18 protein-coding genes and 3 pseudogenes are annotated in these 23,796 nt (G+C 39.0%); 8 read left to right on the forward strand and 13 right to left on the reverse strand.

The window, feature by feature from the left end:
* Nucleotides 1–125: 125 nt before the first annotated feature.
* Nucleotides 126–215, forward strand: a pseudogene (locus ACFWE9_RS12715) (IS3 family transposase); the annotation flags it as partial.
* A gap of 66 nt (nt 216–281) precedes the next feature.
* Here ACFWE9_RS12715 and ACFWE9_RS12720 read toward each other — a convergent pair.
* Together ACFWE9_RS12720 and ACFWE9_RS12725 are read right to left on the reverse strand one after the other, a co-directional pair.
* Nucleotides 282–1,751, reverse strand: a complete 1,470-nt coding sequence (locus tag ACFWE9_RS12720) for a helix-turn-helix transcriptional regulator (RefSeq protein WP_377357046.1) — start codon at nt 1,749–1,751, stop codon at nt 282–284.
* A gap of 307 nt (nt 1,752–2,058) precedes the next feature.
* On the reverse strand, nt 2,059–3,381 hold the full coding sequence (locus ACFWE9_RS12725; protein ID WP_377357048.1) for an MFS transporter: 1,323 nt from the start codon (nt 3,379–3,381) through the stop codon (nt 2,059–2,061).
* 570 nt (nt 3,382–3,951) lie between these two features.
* Between ACFWE9_RS12725 and ACFWE9_RS12730 the strand changes: the two genes are divergently transcribed.
* From ACFWE9_RS12730 to ACFWE9_RS12740, 3 genes are all read left to right on the forward strand, one after another.
* The gene (locus ACFWE9_RS12730; protein ID WP_230156502.1) at nt 3,952–4,557 is read left to right on the forward strand and encodes a TetR/AcrR family transcriptional regulator; all 606 of its coding nucleotides are present in this window, start codon (nt 3,952–3,954) and stop codon (nt 4,555–4,557) included.
* Nucleotides 4,558–4,692: 135 nt separating this feature from the next.
* Nucleotides 4,693–6,123 carry an FAD-binding protein gene (locus ACFWE9_RS12735; RefSeq protein WP_377357050.1) on the forward strand — a complete coding sequence of 477 codons (1,431 nt, stop codon included), beginning with the start codon at nt 4,693–4,695 and terminating at the stop codon, nt 6,121–6,123.
* Nucleotides 6,120–6,677, forward strand: coding sequence for an MFS transporter (locus ACFWE9_RS12740; protein WP_230156506.1), 558 nt, complete (start codon nt 6,120–6,122; stop codon nt 6,675–6,677). Before ACFWE9_RS12735 ends, ACFWE9_RS12740 begins: the two co-directional genes overlap by 4 nt.
* 1,073 nt (nt 6,678–7,750) lie before the next feature.
* Here the strand turns inward: ACFWE9_RS12740 and ACFWE9_RS12745 are convergent.
* From ACFWE9_RS12745 to ACFWE9_RS12755, 3 genes and pseudogenes are all read right to left on the reverse strand, one after another.
* Entirely contained in the window at nt 7,751–8,242 is a 492-nt protein-coding gene (locus ACFWE9_RS12745) for a DinB family protein (protein WP_230156507.1), read from the reverse strand.
* A 150-nt stretch (nt 8,243–8,392) separates the two neighbouring features.
* Nucleotides 8,393–9,187 (reverse strand): annotated as a pseudogene (locus ACFWE9_RS12750) (IS1595 family transposase).
* A gap of 189 nt (nt 9,188–9,376) precedes the next feature.
* Nucleotides 9,377–10,048, reverse strand: coding sequence for a VC0807 family protein (locus tag ACFWE9_RS12755; RefSeq protein WP_377357053.1), 672 nt, complete (start codon nt 10,046–10,048; stop codon nt 9,377–9,379).
* 456 nt (nt 10,049–10,504) lie between these two features.
* On the opposite strand from ACFWE9_RS12755, the pseudogene ACFWE9_RS12760 reads away from it, so the two are divergent.
* Nucleotides 10,505–10,594 (forward strand): annotated as a pseudogene (locus ACFWE9_RS12760) (IS3 family transposase); the annotation flags it as partial.
* 70 nt (nt 10,595–10,664) lie between these two features.
* Here the strand turns inward: ACFWE9_RS12760 and ACFWE9_RS12765 are convergent.
* The 6 genes from ACFWE9_RS12765 to ACFWE9_RS12790 form a co-directional block, all read right to left on the reverse strand.
* Complete coding sequence (locus ACFWE9_RS12765) at nt 10,665–11,264, reverse strand: nitroreductase family protein (RefSeq protein WP_230156509.1); 600 nt, start codon at nt 11,262–11,264, stop codon at nt 10,665–10,667.
* A 112-nt stretch (nt 11,265–11,376) separates the two neighbouring features.
* Entirely contained in the window at nt 11,377–12,354 is a 978-nt protein-coding gene (locus ACFWE9_RS12770; protein ID WP_230156510.1) for a ring-cleaving dioxygenase, read from the reverse strand.
* 413 nt (nt 12,355–12,767) lie between these two features.
* A complete protein-coding gene (locus tag ACFWE9_RS12775) occupies nt 12,768–13,637 on the reverse strand; it encodes an aminoglycoside 6-adenylyltransferase (protein WP_377357055.1) in 870 nt (289 codons plus the stop codon).
* Nucleotides 13,638–13,681: 44 nt separating this feature from the next.
* Entirely contained in the window at nt 13,682–14,935 is a 1,254-nt protein-coding gene (locus ACFWE9_RS12780; protein ID WP_377357057.1) for a dihydrolipoamide acetyltransferase family protein, read from the reverse strand.
* A gap of 26 nt (nt 14,936–14,961) precedes the next feature.
* The gene (locus ACFWE9_RS12785) at nt 14,962–15,945 is read right to left on the reverse strand and encodes an alpha-ketoacid dehydrogenase subunit beta (protein ID WP_230156514.1); all 984 of its coding nucleotides are present in this window, start codon (nt 15,943–15,945) and stop codon (nt 14,962–14,964) included.
* A gap of 12 nt (nt 15,946–15,957) precedes the next feature.
* On the reverse strand, nt 15,958–16,953 hold the full coding sequence (locus ACFWE9_RS12790) for a thiamine pyrophosphate-dependent dehydrogenase E1 component subunit alpha (protein WP_230156515.1): 996 nt from the start codon (nt 16,951–16,953) through the stop codon (nt 15,958–15,960).
* 455 nt (nt 16,954–17,408) lie between these two features.
* On the opposite strand from ACFWE9_RS12790, the gene ACFWE9_RS12795 reads away from it, so the two are divergent.
* Genes ACFWE9_RS12795 through ACFWE9_RS12805 form a run of 3 tightly spaced genes read left to right on the forward strand, consistent with a single transcriptional unit; the run spans nt 17,409 to nt 21,468 of the window.
* The gene (locus ACFWE9_RS12795) at nt 17,409–17,891 is read left to right on the forward strand and encodes a MarR family winged helix-turn-helix transcriptional regulator (RefSeq protein ID WP_230156517.1); all 483 of its coding nucleotides are present in this window, start codon (nt 17,409–17,411) and stop codon (nt 17,889–17,891) included.
* Nucleotides 17,888–19,612 carry an ABC transporter ATP-binding protein gene (locus ACFWE9_RS12800; protein ID WP_377357060.1) on the forward strand — a complete coding sequence of 575 codons (1,725 nt, stop codon included), beginning with the start codon at nt 17,888–17,890 and terminating at the stop codon, nt 19,610–19,612. The genes ACFWE9_RS12795 and ACFWE9_RS12800 overlap by 4 nt, the downstream gene beginning before the upstream one ends.
* Nucleotides 19,609–21,468, forward strand: a complete 1,860-nt coding sequence (locus tag ACFWE9_RS12805) for an ABC transporter ATP-binding protein (protein ID WP_377357062.1) — start codon at nt 19,609–19,611, stop codon at nt 21,466–21,468. Before ACFWE9_RS12800 ends, ACFWE9_RS12805 begins: the two co-directional genes overlap by 4 nt.
* A 470-nt stretch (nt 21,469–21,938) precedes the next feature.
* Here ACFWE9_RS12805 and ACFWE9_RS12810 read toward each other — a convergent pair whose 3' ends face one another.
* Together ACFWE9_RS12810 and ACFWE9_RS12815 are read right to left on the reverse strand one after the other, a co-directional pair.
* Complete coding sequence (locus ACFWE9_RS12810; protein ID WP_377357075.1) at nt 21,939–23,237, reverse strand: erythromycin esterase family protein; 1,299 nt, start codon at nt 23,235–23,237, stop codon at nt 21,939–21,941.
* The gene (locus ACFWE9_RS12815) at nt 23,237–23,602 is read right to left on the reverse strand and encodes a hypothetical protein (protein ID WP_230156719.1); all 366 of its coding nucleotides are present in this window, start codon (nt 23,600–23,602) and stop codon (nt 23,237–23,239) included. Before ACFWE9_RS12815 ends, ACFWE9_RS12810 begins: the two co-directional genes overlap by 1 nt.
* Nucleotides 23,603–23,796 lie beyond the last annotated feature (194 nt).

The raw sequence follows: 23,796 nt of genomic DNA on the forward strand, positions 1-23,796 counted from the left end.
ATGAAATATAATAACGATTCAGCATAAACTGAACCGTCAAGTTGAACTGCCCCGTAAATGTTAGACATCAAACTAACATTTACGGGGTGTTTTTTATGGCTAAATTTTACTGCCGAAGAGAAAATATTTATTACTACAACCACAAACGTATGAAAGAAAAATTAAAAGACCTGAGTCCGATAGAATACCGAACTCAGGTCTTAGAAGCTGCTTAAACTATATGTCTAACTTTATTGGGTCAGATCGACTCCATTATTATCGAGTTTGTCTACAGTTTTTTTTTATAATCCAGACCGATAAGCTGATGGAGTACAGGCTTCAAGCAGTTTGAATTTGGCATTAAAATAGGTTTGATGTGAATAACCTGCTAATTGTGCGATTTCTTCCAATGATAAATCCGTTTCTTTTAATAGTCGTTTAGCCTCTCTAATTCGAACTTGATGCAGTGTTTGGCGAAATGACTCGCCGGATTCAGCTGCAAAACGTCGGCTGAGAGTGCTTTTATTAATCCGCAGAATATCAGCGCATGTCGATAAATTCCACTGGGCATCCCAATAGTTGGACTCAATCAGTTCCCTTGCTTTTTCACTAAGAGTGCGTGCTCCTTCTTGTAATTGCTCATGATCCTGAAGAAGCAAATGAGTGGTAAACGAATGCAGCTCTTTAACGATTTGATGAATGACTGGTTTATGCACGATTTGCTGAAAGACGTCATAGTATATTGCTTCTAATGAAGCATTTTGCAGGTCGTATGATTTCATATGCCTTCGGATCTGCGCAAGTACGCTTGTAAGACGGATACGAACTATTTCCGGGTCAGGATATGGTTGTTGAAAAGTAAGGAATTCACGTTCGATCCAGTTCCTGATGGCTTTCGCATCACGCCTTTCGAGCATTTCTATCCAAAGTCTTTGTTCAAGAGGTGTGAGGAATGGATCCATCTCTTGATGGGACGTTTGTTGGCTTTCCGCTAAAATGATATCATAACCATCGAAAAAGATTTGCCTCGTAAATTCACGAGTTTGCTGGTATATCCTTTTTAATGACTCACCTAAAGCTCCCACTTTGATAATGATGGCAAGAGGCTCATCCATTTTTTCTTTCCATTGAGCAAGGAACGCTTGGTATTCTTCTTTATATACCTCAACCTCCTTTGTTTCCTGGACGCATAAAATAAAATCCGATAAAGCGAATATTTGGTTTTTCCCAGTAAAAGAATATCGTTGCAGTTCATCATAAACCAAAGGAAGGGTCTTATTATCAGGTGTCAAAAATGCAACCATGGTTATCCGAATATCATGCCCCCGCTCGGTCAAGAAGAAATCGGGATAACCAATATCCAATGTACTCTCCTCACCTATTGTGTTTGTTGAGAGAAACCCCTGACCATTTCTCAATTGAAAACGCAATTGTTGAATGTGTTTTACCAAATCCGCTGAAGAAAAAGGACGGAATAGCACATCTTCGGCACGAAAACGCAGGGCCCGATAAGCCGTTTGAAAGATTCGCTCAGATGAAATGCCTAACCATCGGATTCCCCTCCGCTTTAACGAAGCACCCATCGCTTCACTTTCATTCGTCCATATATCCATATCCAAAATGACGAATTCCGGTTGCTGATTACTCATATCCTTTTCAAATTCCTCAATCGTTTTCCACAAGATCAGTCTGACTCCCGTAAGATGGGACTCCACTATCCAACGAATTCCTTGAGCTTCTATCTCATCTTTTGCCACCAAATGAATTTCCACTTCATCACCCCATTTCTTGCTGCATTCCATTTTGAACAAATATTAGTACTGTCTTTCCTCCATTTTATTCGAAAGCGAAAGCTTTGGACAAGTCATGGCGAGAAAATCCAGCGATAGGATTTACTATTTTGACATGTTCAAACGGTATTTTTTCTAAATACGAAGCCCCTCGTTTAAAAACCATTCCATTTTTACTTTATGTACGATATAACTATATGAAAATATAAATAGAAACACCAGAGAAAAATTTATGCTTTCCAATGATGTTTCTATTTATAGTCCTTATATGGCTCCATTTAAATTGATATTATAATTGATTAATATGGGCTTCAACCTCATTGACGATGTTTTCATCTGAAGCACTCGTTAATTTTAATGATAATAGAGTGATGACACCTATCACGAGTAATCCAGATAAAATAAACATACCTTGCGTAAAAGCAACAGTTCCTAGTATCATCGGTCCTACAAAACCACCTAAAGCGGCAAATGAATTAACTAGAGCTATGCCAACAGGTGCCGTGGACTCAGTGAAGAAAAATGTCATATAGGCAAAAAAGCATCCAGTAAACCCATATAACCCGAAAGATGTAATCGTTAACATTAGCACCATCATAAAGACACTATTTGAGAAGCCGCATCCGATAAACCCGATCACGGCTATCATGAGGCAAACGAGTAAATGTGATTTGTGTGCATTCGTCCGATCTGAATTCCAGCCAACAAAAATAATCGCAGGTATACCAACTAACGAAGGTATCATCGCTAGCCAGCCTATTTCTAAATTGGATGTTGCATTTTCCGATAATGATTTTATGATGGTGGGCATCCAGAAAGACAATCCATAGATTGCTGTGTATCCTGCGAAATAAAATAGAGCTAGCTTCCAAATCTTCGAGTCCTTCAGCATATCAAGCTTGGAAACTTTATTTATTTTCGAGCTTACTTGTCTTTCAGCACTCAATTCAGTTTCCAGCCAATCGCTTTCTTCCTTTGTTAACCACTTTGCATTAGTTGGTCTATTAGTTAAATAAAAAACAACGACAACTCCAATCATAATCGCTGGAATTCCTTCCAAGATGAACATCCATCTCCACCCTGCCATATCGAACCAGGATATATTATCAAGAATCCAAGTCGAAACAGGAGCACCAATTAACCCACCAACCGGTAATGCTAGAAGTAAGACGGCTGTTGCACGTCCTCTTTCACGGGCTCGAAACCAATAAGTTAAATACAAAATAATCCCGGGGAAAAATCCAGCTTCAGCGACCCCTAATAAAAAACGGAGAATATATAAATGCATCGTCGTTTGCGCAAAACCGGTTAATATAACCACGATTCCCCAAGAAATCATGATTCGGGCAATCCATATCCGGGCCCCTACTTTATGCATGATCATGTTGCTTGGAACTTCAAAAAAGAAATAACCTATAAAGAAAATACCAGAAAGCAGCCCAAATACTTCAGCTGATAAGGCTAATTCTGCATTCATTTGTAAAGCTGCATAGCCCAAATTAACCCTGTCCAAGTAAGCGATAATATATAGAATCAAGATAAATGGAAGAATGCGTTTCATCGTTTTACTGATCGTGCTCTTCTCTATTTCACCAATAGATCGATTCATCATTATTTCCTCCCTTTCAAGCAAGCTACTATTTACTACATTAAACAAATACGCTTTCCGCTAATCCTTTTCATTTCTTTTTTGCGATTCTTTACAACCTGGATTTCATAAAGTCATTTACTAAGTTTAATGGGACCATAAAAAAGCTTAGAACCACCTCCCCTCCATTTGCATTTACTGTTCCACCAGCATTTTTATCAGTGTCGAAGATTAGGCAGCAAACGTCACAAACATTTTAAACGGCATCATATCATCAAGGCTTTGAAAAGGGATATACCTTTTCAAACATCCTATTAACCGATTAGATAGGAGCTTTAGAAAACAAACACCACGAACAGGTAAGTTTTTTGATTCATTCAGGCGTTCTTTGTGGAGAGAATAAGGGATTTTTTTTGGAAGCGTTTACAAATCTGCACATAGCGGTGGGGGCTAAGAAGGTGATTGCAGCCAAATCGTTGTCTATAGTGATAATCTAGGTTAGATTAAATAGACCATTACCTTTCTAACTAGACTGTAGTCTGATAGTAAACCATACGTGAATATTCTGTCAATTATTACCTGGAGGTTTTTTGTATGATTGAACCTAGAAAAAAGCAACTTAGGGGAGAAAAAACTCGTGAAAAAATTTTAAAAATGTCTTTAAAGCTTTTTAGTGAAAAAGGTTATGATAAAGTTACAGTAGATGAAATCGTAAAAAAAAGCGGTACATCAAAGGGATCATTTTACCAACACTTTTCTGCGAAATCAGACATCTTCTTAATGAGGTTCAAAGAAGTTGATGATTATTATCAAAAAGTCTATCAATCGTTTCCAATTGATATGGCCGCTCTTGATAAATTATCTATTTTCATTCGTAAATTGATGTGTTTTCTAGAAGAAGAAATGGGCAAAGATTTAATGAAAGTCATATACAGTTCCGCATTGGATTCAAAAGAACATACATACTTTATAAATTCAAATCGCTCACTATTTAAAATTATTCGTTTCTTAATTGAAGAAGCAAAAGAACAAAACGGGATTAGCACAGACCAATCCATTGATGAAATTTCAACACTTATCATACAAAGTCTGATGGGGATCATTTATCATTGGGGATTAAACAACTCCGAACGTACACTGGAATCATTATCCATGCCACTAACCGAAACAATCATTAATGGCTTGAAAATGAAGACCTAATACACTCCTACTTAAATGGAAAGTTCATTGAATGTTCGTCGAATCCCACTGAGCAGTGAGGGTGACTCCACTATTGTTTTTATTATTGAACTTGAGTGTCAGACAAATTAATAGAGGAGCCGAAAGCTATTTATCATGAAACGATTTTTCATTGTCATCCTATATGCTCTATTATTCGGTTTATCACTACAGGCTTTTCATTTCAAACTTGACCACCCTATTGCAGAAGATATCAGCCGGCTGATGCCGGTTAAAATGAAAGCAATACAAGCAGAAGATAATGAGGAAGCAATCAAAAGAATCATTTTAGAAGCAAACGAAAACGATGATCCAATCTCCATCGGCGGAATGCAGCACAGCCAAGGTGGACAGACATTATATCCAAATGGAATCCTGCTCGATATGAAGCGTTACGATAAAGTCCTTGATTTAGATGTAAAAGGTAAACGCATCACCGTTCAAAGCGGGGCAACCTGGGCTGATTTGCAAGAATATATCAACCCCTATGGACTTGCATTGAAAGTGAGCCAATCTCAAAATATTTTTACAATAGGCGGTTCTTTGAGCGTGAATGTCCATGGCCGCGATATCCGGCACCATGCCTTGATAGAAACCGTGGAATCATTTAGATTGCTTAACGCGAAAGGGCAAGTCCTTACAGTTAGCCGCAAAGAAAATTCGGAGCTCTTCTCTTCGGTCATCGGCGGATATGGTTTATTTGGCGTAATACTTGATGTGACTCTCCAGCTTACCGATGACGAACTTTATAAAATCAAAACTAAATCACTCCATTATGATGAATATACGTCGTATTTTAAAAAAGAGGTTTTGCAAAACGATGATGTTAAGATGCATCTAGCAAGAATATCCGTTGCTCCTGGCTCCTATTTAGACGAAATGTATGTAACGGATTATTATAGGGCAAATGACCAAGCACAATTATCAAACTATGATACTCTCAAACGTGAAACGATCATAGCCGTGCCTAAATTTTTTCTTGGTCTATCGCGTTATAATGACTGGGGTAAAGAGAGGTTTTGGGAAACTCAAGAGACCTACACCGCCAATATAAATGGCAATTTGATATCCAGGAATAATGCGATGCGGTCGGACTCTGCCTTTATGGATTACAGCAATCCCTCTAAAACGGATGTCCTTCAAGAATACTTCGTTCCGATCGATCAATTTGCTGATTATATCGATGATCTAAGAAAAACTTTATCTGACGAAAAGGATTTTAATTTATTAAACATTACCATTCGTTATGTGGAGCAAAATGATGAATCCATGATGTCTTATGCCAAGGAAGATATGTTCGCTCTTGTTATGCTCATCAATCAAGGAACTGATAATGAGAGTAAGGAAAATTCGGGCAGGGTCATCCGGAAGATGATTGATGTGACGCTTAACCATAACGGCAGCTACTATTTGCCCTATTATGGTTATCCCACTAAGCGGCAATTATATGAAGCCTATCCGCGTACTGAGGACTTCTTTCAATTAAAAAAGAAATATGATCCCGATAATCGCTTCATGAATCTTTTCTTTGAGGAGTATCATCCATGAATTATAAACGTTTCATTGTTTACCAAGGCACTGTAGGAATGGCTGCCAGCATGATTTTCCCATTTTATATTTTGCTAATTAAAAATGTAGGTACCAGCTATTCGCAATTTGGCTGGGCATATGGAATATTCTCACTTACAGCAGCACTAAGTTATCCTTTAATCGGTAAATTAACGGACAGAGCAGGCGACAAAGTTTTTCTCCTTATTTATTCATGGGGAATGGCTCTAATCCTTCTTGCTTTTCCTCTCGCATATGAAACCTGGCATGTCTATCTCTTGCAGATTGTAATGGGGATTCTTGGCGCTATGCAAAAAAACACTGAAAAAACAGTTCTTGCAAGATATGTTATGAAAACGACGGCGGGAAAGGAAATTGGAAATTACCATGTTTGGACATCCATTGGTGCCGCAGCTGCCGTTATAGCAACCGGATATTTAGTGGACTTTTTAACGATTGGAAGCATTTTTTATCTTGCATCCTTCATGTTTGCCTGGAGTGGTTTTATTATGATGAAGATGGGGAAAACCACAACGCTTTCCCTCGAAGAATAAATTAGACACCTTTTTCTTTTTTGCAAAGAAGCATCTGCTTTCACCCAAAGCTGATGCTTCTTTTAATATAACAATCTTGTAGTCAAGATACACTAGAAAGAAAAAACAGCAAACTAGTTGCCAGCTTCTTTTAAAAGTCCTTCAAATCCAGCCATACCATGTAATGCATCATCCTTTTCCATATCATCAAGGGCATTATCTATCTCCTATATTCTCTACAGGCAAGGTAATGACTTCCGCCGTTTTCTTTCGTTTCATTGGAAAGTAATATAAGGCAGCCGGTAAGAAAAGTCCTACAGCCCAAGCTAAATCTGGTCTCCCTTTGTTAGTTCTGCTTGTGTTGTTATTCTAAATCGTTTTGCTCTTAGTCATGCACGTGACCCCAAAGTATCTAAAATCGTTCTTTTGCGTCGCTTCCCTCATGTCTCTTTCACTTTATTTACTTCAATTTTCAACATGATACTTCTATAGAAGTAGGGTTCACCGTCATCATTTCGGAATCTAAAGATTCAAAATCCGTTTGTAAATCGTTGGAGCTACATGAGATTCATTTGCATCCTTCGCTTATACCAGCAACCTTCTCATGTTTTCCTTTGCTACAAACCATAGTTTTTTGTATATATATTCTAGCGTGGTGTATTCCTGGATATATATTATTTTGTTTGTCACTATAATACTTTCCCTTCTTCCGCAATACTTTCGCTGCATTCCAGTACAAGAAGTCAGTCATCTAAAATTCCATTTTCCAATCGGTACAATTCCCATAGATTCACCTCAAATTAATTCCTTTTTAGTGAGCGTTTTTAGCAGTTTGCAGCAGTCAATTTTTGAGTAACATGCAAACCAAAGGAAATATACGGCCTCTCGTTGTAGTTTACGTCAATGTGGGTATCACAGCATTTTCCCTGGGACATTTCTGATGGAAATCTTCATCCCTTTTTTTAAAAAGGCTTTGTTAAGTAGTATTGTTGTTTTTCAGGTATAAAATATGGGAACGTCCGATTTGGACGTTCCCGTTCTTATTCCATTAAAGCCCCCTATAATGGAATAACTGTATAGCTAATGAAGCTTTTTTAAAAGCTGTGTTTCCCTGCCCAAGCTCCTTGCATTTTACTTAGGAATACAATTTGCCCAATATGATATGCGTCGTGCAATGCTAAACTCTTCAGTTCAAGCACTAATGATCTTTCTCCAGGGATCTGTCTATACAAATCTTCATGTTCTGATTTTGCTAGTATTTTTTCAAGTTCACGATGAACATAAAAGTATTCTTGTTTTGTTTCCTTCCAATTTTGAAACGTCTCAGTTGGTAATCGAAATGTAGATTCATTATCTTCTGCCTGGGGTTCATTCGCTGTTTCACCAAGAAATCGCATCAGAAGTCTCTTTTTATAGAAGAGTAAATGACAAACTAATTCCCAAATGGAATTCATTGCCCCCTCACCTGGTTTCCAAATTGCCTGTTCAAAAGTAATAACCTCTAGCACTTTTTCAAGTGGTGGAAACCAGTCCTCTTCATCTAAGCAGCTTGCCCATTGTTGTAACAAAAGTGTCTTTACATCCATTTTCTATTCCCTCCAATTTAATCCCTTTAATAGATAATCCCTTTGGTCAAAATTCATTTGCGGCGTTTTGTAGATAGCTCACTAATTAAGGTGTCATGCCAATTCCTTGTTCAATTAAACTGGCCCTTTAACGGAACAAGGAACGTTCCGTTATTTGGAAAATTCTGATAACCTTAGTTTATCATAAGTTATGTTAACTGAGAAAGAACAACTGTCTAAAACCATTTTGGTTATCGTAAAATTATCTTTTATATGTTTGATGGTGTCTAAGAATTGGAACCAGCTCAAATAATGGTCTAGATATTTAGTCGCTACACCATTAAAACGTTCTCTTTTGGCGGTCTCTGGCTACAAGAACGCATACTTGGTCCTTATTTATTCCTCTAAACTCCGAACTACCACCGCGTAACCTTGGTTTTCGACCTTGGATATTCCGTTTTCCCTTCTCGGAATAGAGGAAATAGGTTTCATCCATTTCTACTATGCTTTCGAAAAGTTCAAAATCCATCTGTTTCAATGCAGTTAGAATTTTATGCCTCCAATAAAAAAGCGTCACATAATGAGCACCAATGAGTTTAGCTGATTTCCGAAGGGAATACCCTTCAATCATACATTCGATGAACTGAAGCCATTTACTAGGCATATGAGTTCTGTGAAGAGGTTCGTCATATCTGTGAATGTTTTACCGCACTCTTTGCAGCGGTATCTTTGACGTTCAATGGTATTGATTGTAGTTTTTACCTAATATTTATCGAAGCGAATGACATTAGTGGATTGACAATGGATGCAGGTGTAGCCGTCTTTGTGTTTCTGTTCTGATACATCAGTGAATACAGACTCTGTTTCTCCCGCACTCCCTAATGAGTTTGTGAAGAACTCCTTCAATCGCTGCTGGTCTCTTTGGCTAAGATTTCTGATTTGGTTAATGATTTCCGCTAACGCCATTAAAACTCACTCGCTCTCAGTAATTTTAGTTCATTGCAGAACGTCCGTTCGCGAAAATCAAAAAACAACATTATTCTTTAACAAAGCCTTTTAAAAAAAGTTTGCCACACTGGTGCTCTCGATGCTTCGGCAGCCTTTTTCCAACATGATTTATCTTTTGTTTTAATAATCCGCTGAATTCCCGGATTATCATAAATTGTTGAATTCGCCATTCTTCCTATCTGGTGGCAGGATGTCATCCATTTTTGTTTTTGCATGCCGACGGTATAAAACTGTCCAGGCAATGGTCGCCCCTAGAATCGAATAGAAAACAACTGGTGATACAGCCAAAAAGGATGCTACTGACAAGCGGAGCAACAAGAGCATTTTAACAACTGCTTCCCCGACCAAAGCGATTCCCCACACAGCGGTCATCAACCTGACGACAAAACGAAAATACGCAACATCCCAATTTTGTTCAAATTTACCCTTCTTGTTATTTTCCCCACTCACACTAAAGCGAATGCCGAAGTGATAAATTAACGGTTTGCTGAACATTAAAGAACCGATAAAAATAAGCCCCAAAAATCCGGTAACCATTGATTCTCTCATTAAAATCCACTTTTCACTTCCGCCAAATAAAAAGGCCAAAAGACTAAGGACGAACCCAGTCAGCATAAACAAACCAAACGCATCGGCCTTTCGGTGTATCATAAAATGATAAAGATTATCCGCCAAAGGGATAATCGTTGCGAATAACAAAGAAGTAAAACTGGAGAAATGTGTTAATAAAAGATTATAAACCACCAGCGGCATAATTCCGTTCATAATGATGCTGAATGCAATCGATTTAACCAACTTTACTTTTCCTGATAATTCCACTTTTACCCCTCCCCAATTTCCCCTCACTTATCTCATTCATTATTTATATACTGACAGTGTCTTTGTCGTTCTGTAAATATTATTTTACCATTTTTTTCTTATTTTCTTATTCATCAATAATTTAGCAATAGTAATACTCCGTTATTTCTTCCATTAATTTAACATTATAAAAGGTGGAAAGAATGTAGAACTAACCTGCCCCGCTAGTTGACTAAAAAAGCTGCCTTAAGACAGCTCCCATCTTCAGCTATAACCTGTTCCAATTATCTTGTGTATTATTTTCATCACCAGACCACTACAAAATCTTGCTGCCTTTTGATTATCTCAAATTCAGAGTTGAAAAATTCCTTCATACCAAATCCAACTCCGAAGGATTTGAAAGACATAACACCGAAAAATTCTTGCACTTATTAAAATCCGAATTTCTCCATCTTCAAGATTTCCCCAAAAGAAAATATCCGTTACTACAATCATCAACGAATCAAGGTAAAATTAAAAGGCATGAGCCCGGTAGGTTACCGGGTTCATGCCCTCAAGGCTGCCTAAATAAATGAAGTGTCTAACTTTTTGGGTTCACTTCAAGCTTGGCTCTTTTAAGACTTTTTATCATTTCAACTCATTTATACAATTTAATACGATCCTCAAGTGGTTGGAAATCTTTCTCACCAGCTGGGGCTGTTGGATGTCCAAATGGCATTTGGGCAATTAATTTCCAATTAGCTGGAGCATCCCATTCTTTTTTCACCTCATCATCAATTAGAGGGTTATAATGCTGCAAGGTCGCTCCTAATCCTTCTGCTTCGAGCGCAGTCCAAACAACTAATTGGTGCATACCGGATGTTTGTTGGGACCAGATTGGGAAATTATCGGCATATGTGGCAAATTGTTCTTGCAATGATTTCACAACAGATTCATCTTCAAAGAATAATACTGTCCCATATCCAGCTTTAAAGGAATCCATTTTTTGTTGAGTGCCTGTGAAATCTCTCTCACCAACTGCTTTTTTTAAAGCTTGCGTCGTAATGTCCCATAATTTATCATGTGCTGCGCCTGTTAATACAATAAGGCGGGAAGATTGAGAATTAAAAGCCGATGGCGTATGCTTTACGGCAAATTCAACAATTTCCTTAATTTTATCATCGGATACTTGGATCTCTTTATTGATTCCATAATATGAACGTCTCTCTTTAATAGCGGCGTAAAAATCTTTTGTCATCATTCGTTCCTCCTGTATATCTGAATATATATCAAAACATTTATCCCATTTTTTATTTCTACCTGTTTTAGTATGGGCATTAACCTATATATCATTCGCTTATCGTTTTCAGTTATTCTTTAACCAATTCTTTGGTACTTCTTACTGTATCAATGGGACGGACCAATTTTTCAATTTGATCCCTTTTCGGTTCTAAGAAAGGTGGTAAAGATAACTTTTCTCCAAGTGTTTCATACGGCTCATCCCCCATAAATCCAGGACCATCCGTGGCAAACTCGAATAAAATTTGTGGCGCCACTCGTACGTAAAGTGACTCAAAAAAGTGACGATCAACATAGCCAGACGTATGAAATTGGAAGCTTTCCATTCGTTTGATCCATTCTTCTAAAACGGAACGATCTTCTACACGGAATGCTGTATGGTGAACAGTACCAAAACCTTGTCGCGCCTGAGGAAGGACCGAATTATGTTCGACAATCACCTGGGCTCCATTCCCACCCTCACCTACTTCAAATAGATGGAATGATCCTTCGTTGTCTATTTCTTTGAACAATAGAACTTTTTCCATCATTTCTTTAAAATAATCGAAGTTTGCGATACGAATGAAAATGGGGCCTAATCCTGTTATGGCGTACTCCAGAGGAATCGGTCCGTTTTGCCAAGGGATTCCGGCTGCTACCCCTTCATTGTTTTCATCGGATATCAATTGATATTGCTGATCATCAAAATCAACAAAAGAAATGACCTTTTTACCAAATTGTTTCTGAATTCCTGTGTTCCCCACTTCTAAACGGTCAAAACGTTTAACCCAATATTCTAATGCGGCATCATTCGGTACACGGAAAGATGTTTTTGAAATCTCATTTGTTCCATGCACTCCTTTTGGAATGCCAGGAAAGTCGAAGAAAGTCATGTCCGTGCCTGGACCGCCAACATCATCTGCAAAAAACAGGTGATAAGTTTGGATATCATCTTGGTTCACTGTTTTCTTCACTAAACGCATACCTAATATATAAGTGAAGAATTCATAATTTTTTTCTGCACTGCTAGTTATGGCCGTTACATGGTGTATTCCTTTTAATCCGTTCATTTATTATTCCTCCTCTAAACGATTCAACTTTTTTGTGTTCAGTTTTTAAAATTAATTCCCTACATTTTTCCTTCAATATGAGTAGCCTATTCATGAGGGTGAACATATAAAGATTTTTTCAGGGAGCAACATTATCTCGAATTAATATATCTTTAATTAAAGATAATTTACCATGGAAAACAATTGCTGTCAATGATTAAGAAATGTTCAAGAACAAATAAAGGAATCCATTTTACCCTTAATTAATATATCTCAATTTAAAAGTAATTTTACACAAATAAAACACCTTTGTCAACATTCCTATTTTGTTTTAGGATTGTTAAAGGTGCATGTTTCCTTATTTTTTTAAAGAGAATCTCGGTATCCATACACCAAGAAATCACCTTTTCCTTGTTACACACGCAGCCAAGAAGTTAATAAATTTCAGTCGCATTTGCCGGTAGGTCCTGGATATGTTTCAGGTAACTATACACACGCCGATCATATTGATAAGGATAATCACAATTCAAATGTTTACCCACATATGCGGCAGTACGGTCAAAATGATCACACATTGCAAATAATGCATTCCATATACCATCAATGCTTCCATCTGCATAGGTAGCAAGTAATTGCTCCCAGCTCTTTTCCGATATAAATTTCTCAAGGTATTTACCTGACTTACCTACACTTACTGAAAAATTCGTATCAATGCCCACCTTCCATTCCAGCATTTGAATGTGCATCGACCGTATATGAGATAGATGCTCCTGTGCGTAAAGAATTTCCTTCCTCCATAACCCCTTTGCTACATACGTGGAAATCCACCAGTATTCATTGCAACAATCATCAAAGAATTCAATTGTAGGCTTTTTCACCCAGTAATCCCTATCAGACGGAGGGGGAATGGAAGGAAGGCACGAATCTTTGTCCATTAAAATGATCGTCAGCTTATCCTCTTTACAATATCTATCCTTTTCACTTAAAGGGACTAATTGTAAATCAATTCGGTTTCCGTCAGTAAACTGCATCAAATAAGAGAAACGTCCTCCTAATTCTTGTGGGAACAAATGACTGTCTTCTGGCGTTTGCATGATGATCCGTTTACCGAAGTCATCTATCCAATCAGGGGTCTGCAGAAAAGATTTCAAATCCGTAACAAGATACACGATATCATAATCTTGAAACACATCCTTTTGGACATTGGAATTCGTCCGTGACCCATTCATCCCAACGGCTCGAATCCGGTCATCATTTTCTGCTATATGTACTATTAATGAAAACATCTCTTCTTCTGTTCGCATTCAACATATACCTCCTGTTAATGGAACCGGCCTTGCGTGATGACTCAATATATGTTTGTACCCTCTTGAAAGGACGTTTCAATGATTTCTTTTATTCTGGCCAAAAATTTACCACATACCAACCCATCAAGGACCCGATGGTCGATGGATAAACAGAGATTTACCATATTCCTTACGGCAATCATATCATCAATGATCACGGGACGTTTGACGATTGACTCAACTTGAAGGATGGCTGCCTGTGGATGATTGATAATCCCCATTGACTGAATGGACCCGAAGGCACCTGTGTTATTAATCGTGAATGTACCATCCTGCATATCTTCAGGCTTTAATTTACCCGTTCTCGCTTTTAGGGCTAGTTCATGGATATACCTTGCTATTCCCTTAATTGATTTTTCATCCACCTGCTTGATCACGGGAACAAATAAAGCATTACTAGAAGCAATGGCAATTGATATATTGATATCTTTCTTTTCTATGATTTTATCATCAGCCCACATCGAGTTCATTTCCGGGAATTCCGTAATTGCTTGAGAAATGGCTTTGATGAAAAAAGCAAAGTAAGTTAAATTATAGCCTTCTTTTTGTTTGAATTCAGCTTTCAATGAATCACGAAGCTTAACAAGCTCCGTTGCATCGACTTCGACCATCATCCAAGCATGAGGGATTTCAGTTTTACTTTTCACCATATTGGCTGCGGTTTTTTTTCTGATGCCCGTAATCGGAATCTCTAGATCGCCAACCGAAGCGATTGATTTTTCAATATGTGAGCTCAGCTTTTCATTAGTCTCGTAAAGAGCAGTAACTGAAGGGACAGAATTCGCTTCATACGTATCTATTCCTTCTTGTAGGTGTTTGACTAAATCTTTCCGGGTGATTCTTCCACCTCCCCCAGACCCTTTTACACTCGATAAACCAATCCCATTTTCCTGGGAAATTTTCAAAACTGCTGGTGAGTACCTTGGTTTAATGGGTTCAGAGTTAGTGACTGTTTCTAACATTTTCTCATTTTCTGATGAATATTGGTCACTGGTCTCATTTTTTTCACTGCCGCCCTCTGCTTCAATTGTACAAATCACTTCATCAACGAGAATTGTTTCATTTTCCCTTGCAACTATTTTTATGATCCGTCCTGTAAAGGATGAGGGAATTTCTGCTGACACCTTATCCGTCATCACTTCTGCAATTGGATCGTATTTATTTACATGGTCCCCAGGCTTAATGAGCCACGTTAAGATCGTTCCTTCCGTTACACTTTCCCCCAGCTGGGGCATTTTCATATTTTCTATTTTCAAGGTTCCTTCCCTCCATGCCGCTCGGGTTAATAGGCAGCTAGGTCACGCAGTGCCTTTTCCACTTTTTCAGGATTCACCATGAAGGATTTTTCCAATGATGGGGAGTATGGCATCGCTGGAACATCTGGGCCTGCCAGTCTCATGATTGGAGCATCCAAATCGAAGAGGCAGTTTTCTGCAATAATCGCCGATACTTCACCAATGATGCTTCCTTCCTTATTATCTTCAGTAATCAATAGCACTTTTCCAGTTTTCGATGCTGCTTCAATGATGGCCTCTTGGTCTAGTGGATAAACCGTTCGTAAATCAAGTATGTGAACAGAAATGCCATCACTGGCCAGCTTTTCCGCTGCTTGAAGTGCAAAATGGACACAAAGTCCGTAAGTAATCACGGTAACATCCTCACCGTTACGCTTAACATCCGCTTTACCAATGGGTAAAACATAATCATCATTCGGCACTTCTTCTTTAATCAGGCGATAGGCACGTTTATGCTCAAAGAAAAGGACTGGGTCCTCATCACGGATGGCTGCTTTCAACAACCCTTTCACATCATAGGGCGTGGAAGGCATGACAATTTTCAGTCCCGGTTGATTGGCAAAAATGGCTTCAACGGACTGTGAATGATATAGCGCCCCATGAACTCCTCCACCGTATGGCGCCCTAATCACGATCGGACATTGCCAATCATTATTGGAGCGATAACGGATCTTTGCAGCTTCTGAAATGATTTGGTTAATTGCAGGCATGATAAAATCAGCAAATTGCATCTCCGCAATCGGCCTCATTCCATACATGGCCGCTCCAATGCCAACCCCGGCAATTGCCGATTCAGCAAGTGGAGTGTCAATGACTCGTTGCTCCCCAAATTGTTCGTACAAACCTGATGTCGCTTTAAAAACCCCGCCCTTTTTCCCTACGTCTTCACCTAATACAAATACACGGGAATCACGTTCCATCTCTTCACGTATTGCCATTATCACGGCATCTATATAAGATATCACTGCCATCTTCTTTCCTCCTTACTTATCTGCATAAACATATTTTGAGAGCGTGTCTTCATTTGGATATGGAGCGTTTTCCGCATAATCCGTCGCTTCATTCACTATGTTCATTATTTCCTCATTCATTTGTTTTTCCAATTGATCATCCATGACCCCAGTTGCTTTTAAATAGGCACCAAATGTAATCATCGAATCGATTTTTTTTGCCTCCGATACTTCCTCAGGGGACCTGTATTGACTATCATCATCATCGCTTGAGTGAGGTGTAAGCCTATATGAAACCGTTTCAATTAAGCTTGGCCCTTCACCACGCCTACCTCTCTCAGCCGCTTCCTTGACCACTCGGTATACTTCAATCGGATCATTTCCATCAACTGTTACCCCTGGCATGCCGTAACCAATGGCCCGGTCCGACACTTTCCCACAAGCCAACTGTTTTTCAATCGGGACGGAAATGGCATACTGATTATTCTCGCACATCAAGATAACTGGAAGTTTATGAACACCTGCAAAATTCGCCCCTTCATGGAAATCACCTTGGTTCGATGATCCCTCTCCAAATGTAACGAATGAAACGATATCTTTTCCTTCCATTTTTGCTGCTAGTGCAATCCCCACAGCATGTGGCACTTGAGTGGTAACTGGCGAAGAACCCGTCACGATACGATTCTTTTTTTGCCCAAAATGCCCAGGCATTTGCCGTCCCCCTGAATTCGGATCTTCTGCTTTTGCAAAGCTGGATAACATTAAATCTCTAGCAGTCATCCCAAACGCAAGCACTACCCCAAGATCCCGATAATAAGGAAGAACGTAATCCCTTTCACGATTTAATGCAAACGCAGCCCCCACTTGAGCAGCTTCCTGACCTTGACAAGAAACGACAAACGGAATTTTCCCTGATCTGTTCAACAACCACATACGTTCATCTATACGTCTTGCCAACAACATCACTTTATACATCTCAAGCACTTTTTCATCACTTATGCCTGCCTGTAGATGACGGTTTTCTACCATACGTCATCATCCTCCTTATGTATTCTCATTTCGATATAAAACCATTAAAAACTTATCATTTAATTATACTATCTGCTGTTATTACCTGGTACTAATTTATCGCAATATTATCCTAACACTTTTTCTATCACTTTTACAACTATTTAACTATGTTAAAAAGAACCTTTTTCTGACTATTCGAAATAAGGACATCACTTGAAAGCTCTTTAATATGTTAGAACCTTACCTTAACAATAAAGAAAAATAACGAGCATATAGAACCTTTTTATCTATTTACTTCCTTACCTGTGTTGGATTTTGCACTTTTTTATGTAAGGACCAAAGGTAAAAAAAATCGAACTGTTGAAATTATTTTTTTTGCTTGACTATGTGGAAAAATAGTTGTAAATTTTAATGATTCAAAAAAATAACTGTTCGTTTTGGAACAGTTCAAAAAAGAAAGAATGTGATGTCCTTTGGAGACTGAAAATCAAAAATTAATGCGTTCCGCAAAACTTTTACGTTCATTTTGGTACGTGCAGAAAAATATAATGCGGATCGTTCAAAAAACAGCAGTAGAATACGGATTATCAGTTCCACAATATTCTATTTTGATGACCATTATCCTTTACAAAGAGATGACGCAAAAAAATGTTGGGGAGAAAACATTTCTTCCAAAAAGCACACTGAGCCAATCGGTCGATGGTCTTGTTCGTGCAGGCCTGCTCCATCGTGAGCCAGTGGAGGGCAACCGTCGTGAGATTCAGCTGACCATCACCGAAAAGGGAAAAAATCTATTGAAAACGATTCATTTGCATGAAGGCAGCATTCACCAATCCTTTCAAGCGGTCATTGAAATGCTTACTGAAGAACAATTTGAAGGATTGATTGAAACACATCTTCAAATTACAAACTATTTAGAAGTAGAAGCAACAGAACAAGGAGAGTGTTCAAAATGATAAAAATACTGAAAAATTTATCCGTTTATAAATGGATTATTTTAGCAGTTTTCGGACTGGTCTTTATCCAATCGATGTCCGACCTCTTTTTACCGACACTAATGGCAGATATTATTGACAAAGGTGTCGTCCCTGGAGACACTCCCTACATCTGGAAAATCGGTGGAATAATGCTGTTAGTTTCAGCACTTGGCGCCTGTGCTTCCATTATCGCAAGTTACTATTCTTCCAAAGCCGCAATGGGCATGGGACGCGATATCCGCTTGAAAGTCTTTAATCATGTTGAAAAATTTTCATTACAAGAATTTGACGAAGTCGGTACCGCTTCTCTCATTACACGAACGACCAATGATATAACACAAGTCCAGCAAGTGGTTATTATGATGCTTCGTATGGTTATCAGTGCACCCATTATGTTAATAGGCGGAGTGATTATGGCCGTTTCGAAGGATGCCAAATTATCACTTGTCATTGTCGTCACAATGCCTGTGTTGATTGGTTCAATCCTGATCATTCTATATAAAGGTGTCCCTCTTTTTCAGTTGGTGCAAAAACGATTGGACCGTTTGAACCTTGTATTACGAGAAAATTTAACTGGGGTTCGCGTAGTTCGTGCCTTTAATCGTGAAACCCAAGAAAAGGAACGCCTTAAGAAAGCGAATAAAGATTTGACAGATGTCTCAATAAAAGTCAATAAAATCATGGCATTTATGATGCCTATAATGATGCTTGTCATGAACTTGACGGTTGTTGGTATCATTTGGTTTGGTGGAGTTCGGATTGATAACGGCGGTATGCAGATTGGGGACTTAATGGCCTTTATCCAATACGTGATGCAAATTATGTTCGCACTCGTCATGGCATCCATGATGTTCGTTATGGTACCCCGTGCGGCCGTGTCGGCAACACGGATCAACGAAGTCCTTGATATGGAACCTTCATTCCAAGATGAAGGAACGGAAAAGGCAGATCGTGACCGCGGTACCCTTGAATTTGAACATGTGACGTTCAGTTACCCAGGAGCAGAGGAACCTGCATTATCGGATATTAGTTTTTCTGCAAGACCTGGTGAAACCACCGCAATCATCGGGGGAACAGGCTCAGGGAAATCAACGCTCGTAAATTTGATCCCCCGCTTTTATGATATTTCAAGTGGATCCATTCGCGTCAATGGTGTTGATATTCGTAATGCCTCACAAGATGAAGTTCGTTCTAAAATTGGCTTTGTGCCACAAAAAGCCATACTCTTTACGGGTACCATTGCTGACAACATTCGCTTTGGAAAACAAACCGCAACCCAGGAGGAAATTGAGCATGCGGCCCGAATTGCGCAGGCAGAAGATTTTATAAGTCAATTGAAGGAAGGCTATGATGCTGAAATCGAACAAGGCGGATCAAACCTTTCAGGTGGCCAAAAACAACGGCTCTCGATTGCACGGGCACTCATTCGAAAACCGGATATTTATATATTCGATGATAGCTTTTCTGCTCTTGATTTCAAGACAGATGCTAAACTTCGTGCAGCTTTGAAAGATGAAACGAAAACTGCGACCGTATTACTCGTCGCGCAGCGTGTTAGTACAGTCGTAGACGCTGACCGAATCATCGTTTTAGACGAAGGGCATATTGTAGGCATTGGTACACACAAAGAGTTGCTTAGCACAAACGACGTATATCGTGAAATCGCCTTATCACAGCTCTCAGAGGAGGAAATTGCATGAGTAATCGAAAAAAACCTCAAAGCGGCGGTCAGATGGGGCACGGCCCTGGTGGCGGTAACATGATGATGATGGGTCAAAAAGCAAAGGATTTTAAAGGAACACTAAGACGTCTCTTGGCCTATTTAAAACCGCGGCGCAACAAATTGATTGCCGTGTTCTTCGCTGCCATCATGAGTACGATTTTCATGATTGTCGGACCAAAAATCATGGGAACGGCGATTACGGAATTATTCGAAGGGGCTTACGGTAAATTCCAAGGAATACCGGGAGCTGCTATTAACTTTGATAAAATTGGCCAGATCCTTCTACTGCTTGCTGGCCTGTATGTCTTAAGCAGCCTTTTCAACTATGTACAACAATACATTATGTCCAGTGTTGCCCAAGATACAGTATATGATTTACGGGAAGATGTTAATAAAAAGCTAGAGAAACTTCCCCTTAAATATTTTGAAGGCCGTCCAAACGGAGAAACACTAAGCAGAATGACAAATGATATTGATACAATCGGGAGCACCCTTCAACAAAGCTTAACCCAGTTCATCACATCCATTGTAACAATATTGGGTATTATCATTATGATGCTTTCAATCAGCCCATTATTGACACTAATATCCATTGTTAGCTTACCTTTGTCAATATTTGCAATCCGGCCCATTTTAAAAAGATCCCAAAAACATTTTGCCGATCAACAGCGTACACTCGGAGAATTGAATGGGCACATTGAAGAGATGTATACTGGTCATCAAGTCGTTAAAGCATTCGGACATGAAAAAAAGGCGAGTGCCCAGTTTACTAAGGTTAATGAAGAATTGTATAAAGCGGGAAGCAAGGCACAATTTATATCTGGTATCATCATGCCCATGATGTTTTTTATCGGAAATTTGAGCTATGTCCTCATCAGTGTTGTCGGCGGTATATTAGTAACGCAACGTTCGATCTCAATTGGTGATATTCAAGCATTCATCACATATTCAAAGCAGTTCACCCAGCCGATCACTCAAACGGCAAACATCGCAAACATTATTCAGTCTACTGTTGCAGCAGCTGAGCGTGTTTTTGAGCTACTTGATGAAGAAGAGGAAATAAAAGAAAAAACCACAGCTAATTTAAATAGAGCAAATGGTGCTGTCACTTTTGAACAAGTAGACTTTGGGTATGCTGACGACTTGTTAATTAAAGATATGAACATCGATGTGTTGCCTGGACAGACGGTCGCAATTGTAGGACCGACCGGTGCTGGAAAAACGACGATGATAAATCTCTTGATGAGATTTTATGAACTCAATGGCGGAAAGATCAAGATTGATGGTCTTGATACGCGGAATATGTCCCGGAGTGATCTTCGTAGGAACTTTGGGATGGTGCTTCAAGATACCTGGCTCTTTAATGGTACGATTAAGGACAATATCGCTTATGGAAAAAATGGAGCAACAGATGAAGAAATTTATACAGCTGCTCGCATGGCACATGCCGACCATTTCATTCGGACACTGCCAGATGGGTATGAGACAGTTTTAAACGAAGAAGCTTCGAACATCTCACAAGGACAAAAGCAGCTTTTGACCATCGCACGCGCTGTGCTTGCAGATCCACCAATCATGATATTGGATGAAGCGACATCAAGTGTTGACACTCGGACAGAAGTCTTTATCCAAAAGGCGATGAACCAGCTGATGGAAGGACGAACCAGTTTTGTTATTGCCCATCGCCTTTCTACCATTAAGGATGCTGATTTGATTCTTGTTATGGATCAAGGGAAAGTTATTGAGCAAGGAACTCATTCACAACTTTTAGAGGCATCTGGTTTCTACGCAGATCTTTACAATAGCCAGTTTTCTGAAAGTGTAGCAGGATAATAAGAAAGAGGCTCCATTTCATACTGAAATCGAGCCTCTTTTTATATATTTATTTCCACAACCAGCATAAGCATTTTAACTAATGCTTCAGTCATCCATGAAGCGGATAAGTTATAAACAGTATCAATCCCCTCTTTTATTTCCCTTTTTCACAAATTCCCAATCTACCTCAATATTTTTTCTGACTCTTTGAAGAAGGTGAAAAACCATTTCGTCCCTAGAAAATTCGGATAATGTAACTTTATACACTCCTTCTTATTCAAAAAGGATAATCCTTTCACCTTTATCAGCAGGATATAACCTATTAATTTTTTTGTTTTCATCATCATTTTTTTTGAATTTCAAGTTTTTAAATTGACTAGCAATTTTTATTACACCAACATTGGGCAGCATTAAGAATAAGCACGAACAAAAAAGCGAAGCCGTTTATAACACGAAATATTATAAAACGGCTTCGCTTTTTATTTTTACTACACAACAGGTGCTTTATCATGAACAAGCGGGTGAAGGGCTTGAGTCTCGTCAATGTAAACAAAAGCATCATATCTATCTGACATTACAGAAGGTACATAGTTTCCATGTTGTTCATATTCAGGTCTGTATACAACCCCAATCGCCCGATGTCCAACCCTTTCTCTGAATAGTTGACGATTTTCATCGGTGAAAATGAGCATTTTATCATATGCTCCTGAAAGGTGCATAGCCTCCTCCCAACTTCCATTCATTGCCGGGGGTACTGTTTTTATTTCAAAATTCATGCCCCATTCATCTGCCGCAATAACAGTTCCCCTATAGGTTCCAAATCCTATGATACATACATGTTCAGGTGGGTTTTGCTCACGAATTACCTGGCCGACGTTAATCATCCCGGCATCTCTCATATCAGTAGCGCTGGCATCGCCGACATGTGTATTATGTTCCCATACAATCGCCTTTCCTTCTGAACCGTAAAAATCCATGATTGCATTAAGTGCATCCACCATATGCATATCTCGAATATTCCATGATCTATCGTCATGAACCACCATGGTCCTGTAATAATTTTCTGCATTATACGCAACCAATGCATTCACTTGAAGGTTCAAATTCAATTCTTCGTGATGGGGATATTTTTCTTTTTTTTGCTGAATCGTTGTCAGTAATTCGGCAACTTCCTTTATACAATCTTCCGAAAAAATGCCTGCGGAAACTGCATACTCCTCATTATTCCGATTGAATGGCTCAAAACATGTGAACGCCTGTCTGGCAGCTTCAAGGTCAGGTGAATCAATTTCTTTTAAGTAATGGATAACTTCATCCATGGATTCCCAAAGACTATAGATATCTATCCCATAAAATCCAACCTTTGTTTGATTTTGACCAGACTCATTGTATTCTTTCATCCATTCAATCAGGTCGATCATTTCCTCGTTTGCCCACATCCAGGTCGGCCAACGGTTAAAACTTTTGAGAACATCCTGTGCGGATTTAGTTACTAGGTCATACCCTTTAACATATCTATTAATAGCCTGGCATGCGGGCCAGTCGCCTTCAACGGCAACAAAGGTGAACCCTTTTTCTTTAATCAGTTTTTTTGTCATTTCAACTCGTGCCGTGTAAAACTCGGATGTTCCATGTGATGCCTCTCCCAACAGTACAAATTTTGAATTTTCAACTTGCTGAACGAGCTTATCCCAATCAGCTTCACTTGTAAGAGGTACTGAATGCTCGATTATTGACTGAACCAGATTATGCTGCACTGTTTTTCCTCCTATTCTTCTTACGACCATCATCGTTTGTACTCAGCATTATAAGAATTTGAACCTACGTGTACTGAAAGTAGTGTATTAGCGTATCCCACCAGTCGATTTACAAGTTCATCACAGATGGAGTAAAGCAGCTGGAAATTTTCTTCCTTAAATAGAGCTTGATCATCCATAATGACCGTTGTGTTAATAAACATATCTTTGTTTCCATATAGATTGTAGTGAGCAATAGCCTTTCCAGCAGCGCCTTCAGTAATTGGATCCTTAAAGCCTGGAATAAAAACAAAAGTAGCAGACCTGAAGTTTTTTGTGAAAGACATTCCCTTGTTTACAGTCTGTATCTTTTCTACATCTTCCGGAGTTATATCCTTGATCTTATTCAATTCCACAGCCACCCTTAACACCATTGTTAATAATCTTCATTTATAGATTTTCCTTAAGCGACCAATCCTATAAATATTAATATGAAAAAGGACTTTCCCCGGAAAAAGTAAACCTGATCCGCGATTCGCCTGGATTGGCCTCAGGTGGACCAACATTAATTTGTTCCCGTAGGTTCTCATTTTACGATCGATTGTTAATC

The sequence above is a fragment of the Peribacillus sp. NPDC060253 genome, assembly GCF_042727425.1.
Taxonomy (GTDB): domain Bacteria; phylum Bacillota; class Bacilli; order Bacillales; family DSM-1321; genus Peribacillus.

What these genes read in the sequence shown, in the direction of transcription:
- ACFWE9_RS12740 (WP_230156506.1), top strand. Translation starts at nt 6,120, where the DNA reads ATGAATTATAAACGTTTCATTGTTTACCAAGGCACTGTAGGAATGGCT.
- ACFWE9_RS12730 (WP_230156502.1), top strand. Translation starts at nt 3,952, where the DNA reads ATGATTGAACCTAGAAAAAAGCAACTTAGGGGAGAAAAAACTCGTGAA.
- ACFWE9_RS12790 (WP_230156515.1), bottom strand. Translation starts at nt 16,953, where the DNA reads ATGGTAGAAAACCGTCATCTACAGGCAGGCATAAGTGATGAAAAAGTG.
- ACFWE9_RS12805 (WP_377357062.1), top strand. Translation starts at nt 19,609, where the DNA reads ATGAGTAATCGAAAAAAACCTCAAAGCGGCGGTCAGATGGGGCACGGC.
- ACFWE9_RS12800 (WP_377357060.1), top strand. Translation starts at nt 17,888, where the DNA reads ATGATAAAAATACTGAAAAATTTATCCGTTTATAAATGGATTATTTTA.
- ACFWE9_RS12735 (WP_377357050.1), top strand. Translation starts at nt 4,693, where the DNA reads ATGAAACGATTTTTCATTGTCATCCTATATGCTCTATTATTCGGTTTA.
- ACFWE9_RS12785 (WP_230156514.1), bottom strand. Translation starts at nt 15,945, where the DNA reads ATGGCAGTGATATCTTATATAGATGCCGTGATAATGGCAATACGTGAA.
- ACFWE9_RS12810 (WP_377357075.1), bottom strand. Translation starts at nt 23,237, where the DNA reads ATGGTCGTAAGAAGAATAGGAGGAAAAACAGTGCAGCATAATCTGGTT.
- ACFWE9_RS12775 (WP_377357055.1), bottom strand. Translation starts at nt 13,637, where the DNA reads ATGCGAACAGAAGAAGAGATGTTTTCATTAATAGTACATATAGCAGAA.
- ACFWE9_RS12745 (WP_230156507.1), bottom strand. Translation starts at nt 8,242, where the DNA reads ATGGATGTAAAGACACTTTTGTTACAACAATGGGCAAGCTGCTTAGAT.
- ACFWE9_RS12770 (WP_230156510.1), bottom strand. Translation starts at nt 12,354, where the DNA reads ATGAACGGATTAAAAGGAATACACCATGTAACGGCCATAACTAGCAGT.
- ACFWE9_RS12725 (WP_377357048.1), bottom strand. Translation starts at nt 3,381, where the DNA reads ATGATGAATCGATCTATTGGTGAAATAGAGAAGAGCACGATCAGTAAA.
- ACFWE9_RS12765 (WP_230156509.1), bottom strand. Translation starts at nt 11,264, where the DNA reads ATGACAAAAGATTTTTACGCCGCTATTAAAGAGAGACGTTCATATTAT.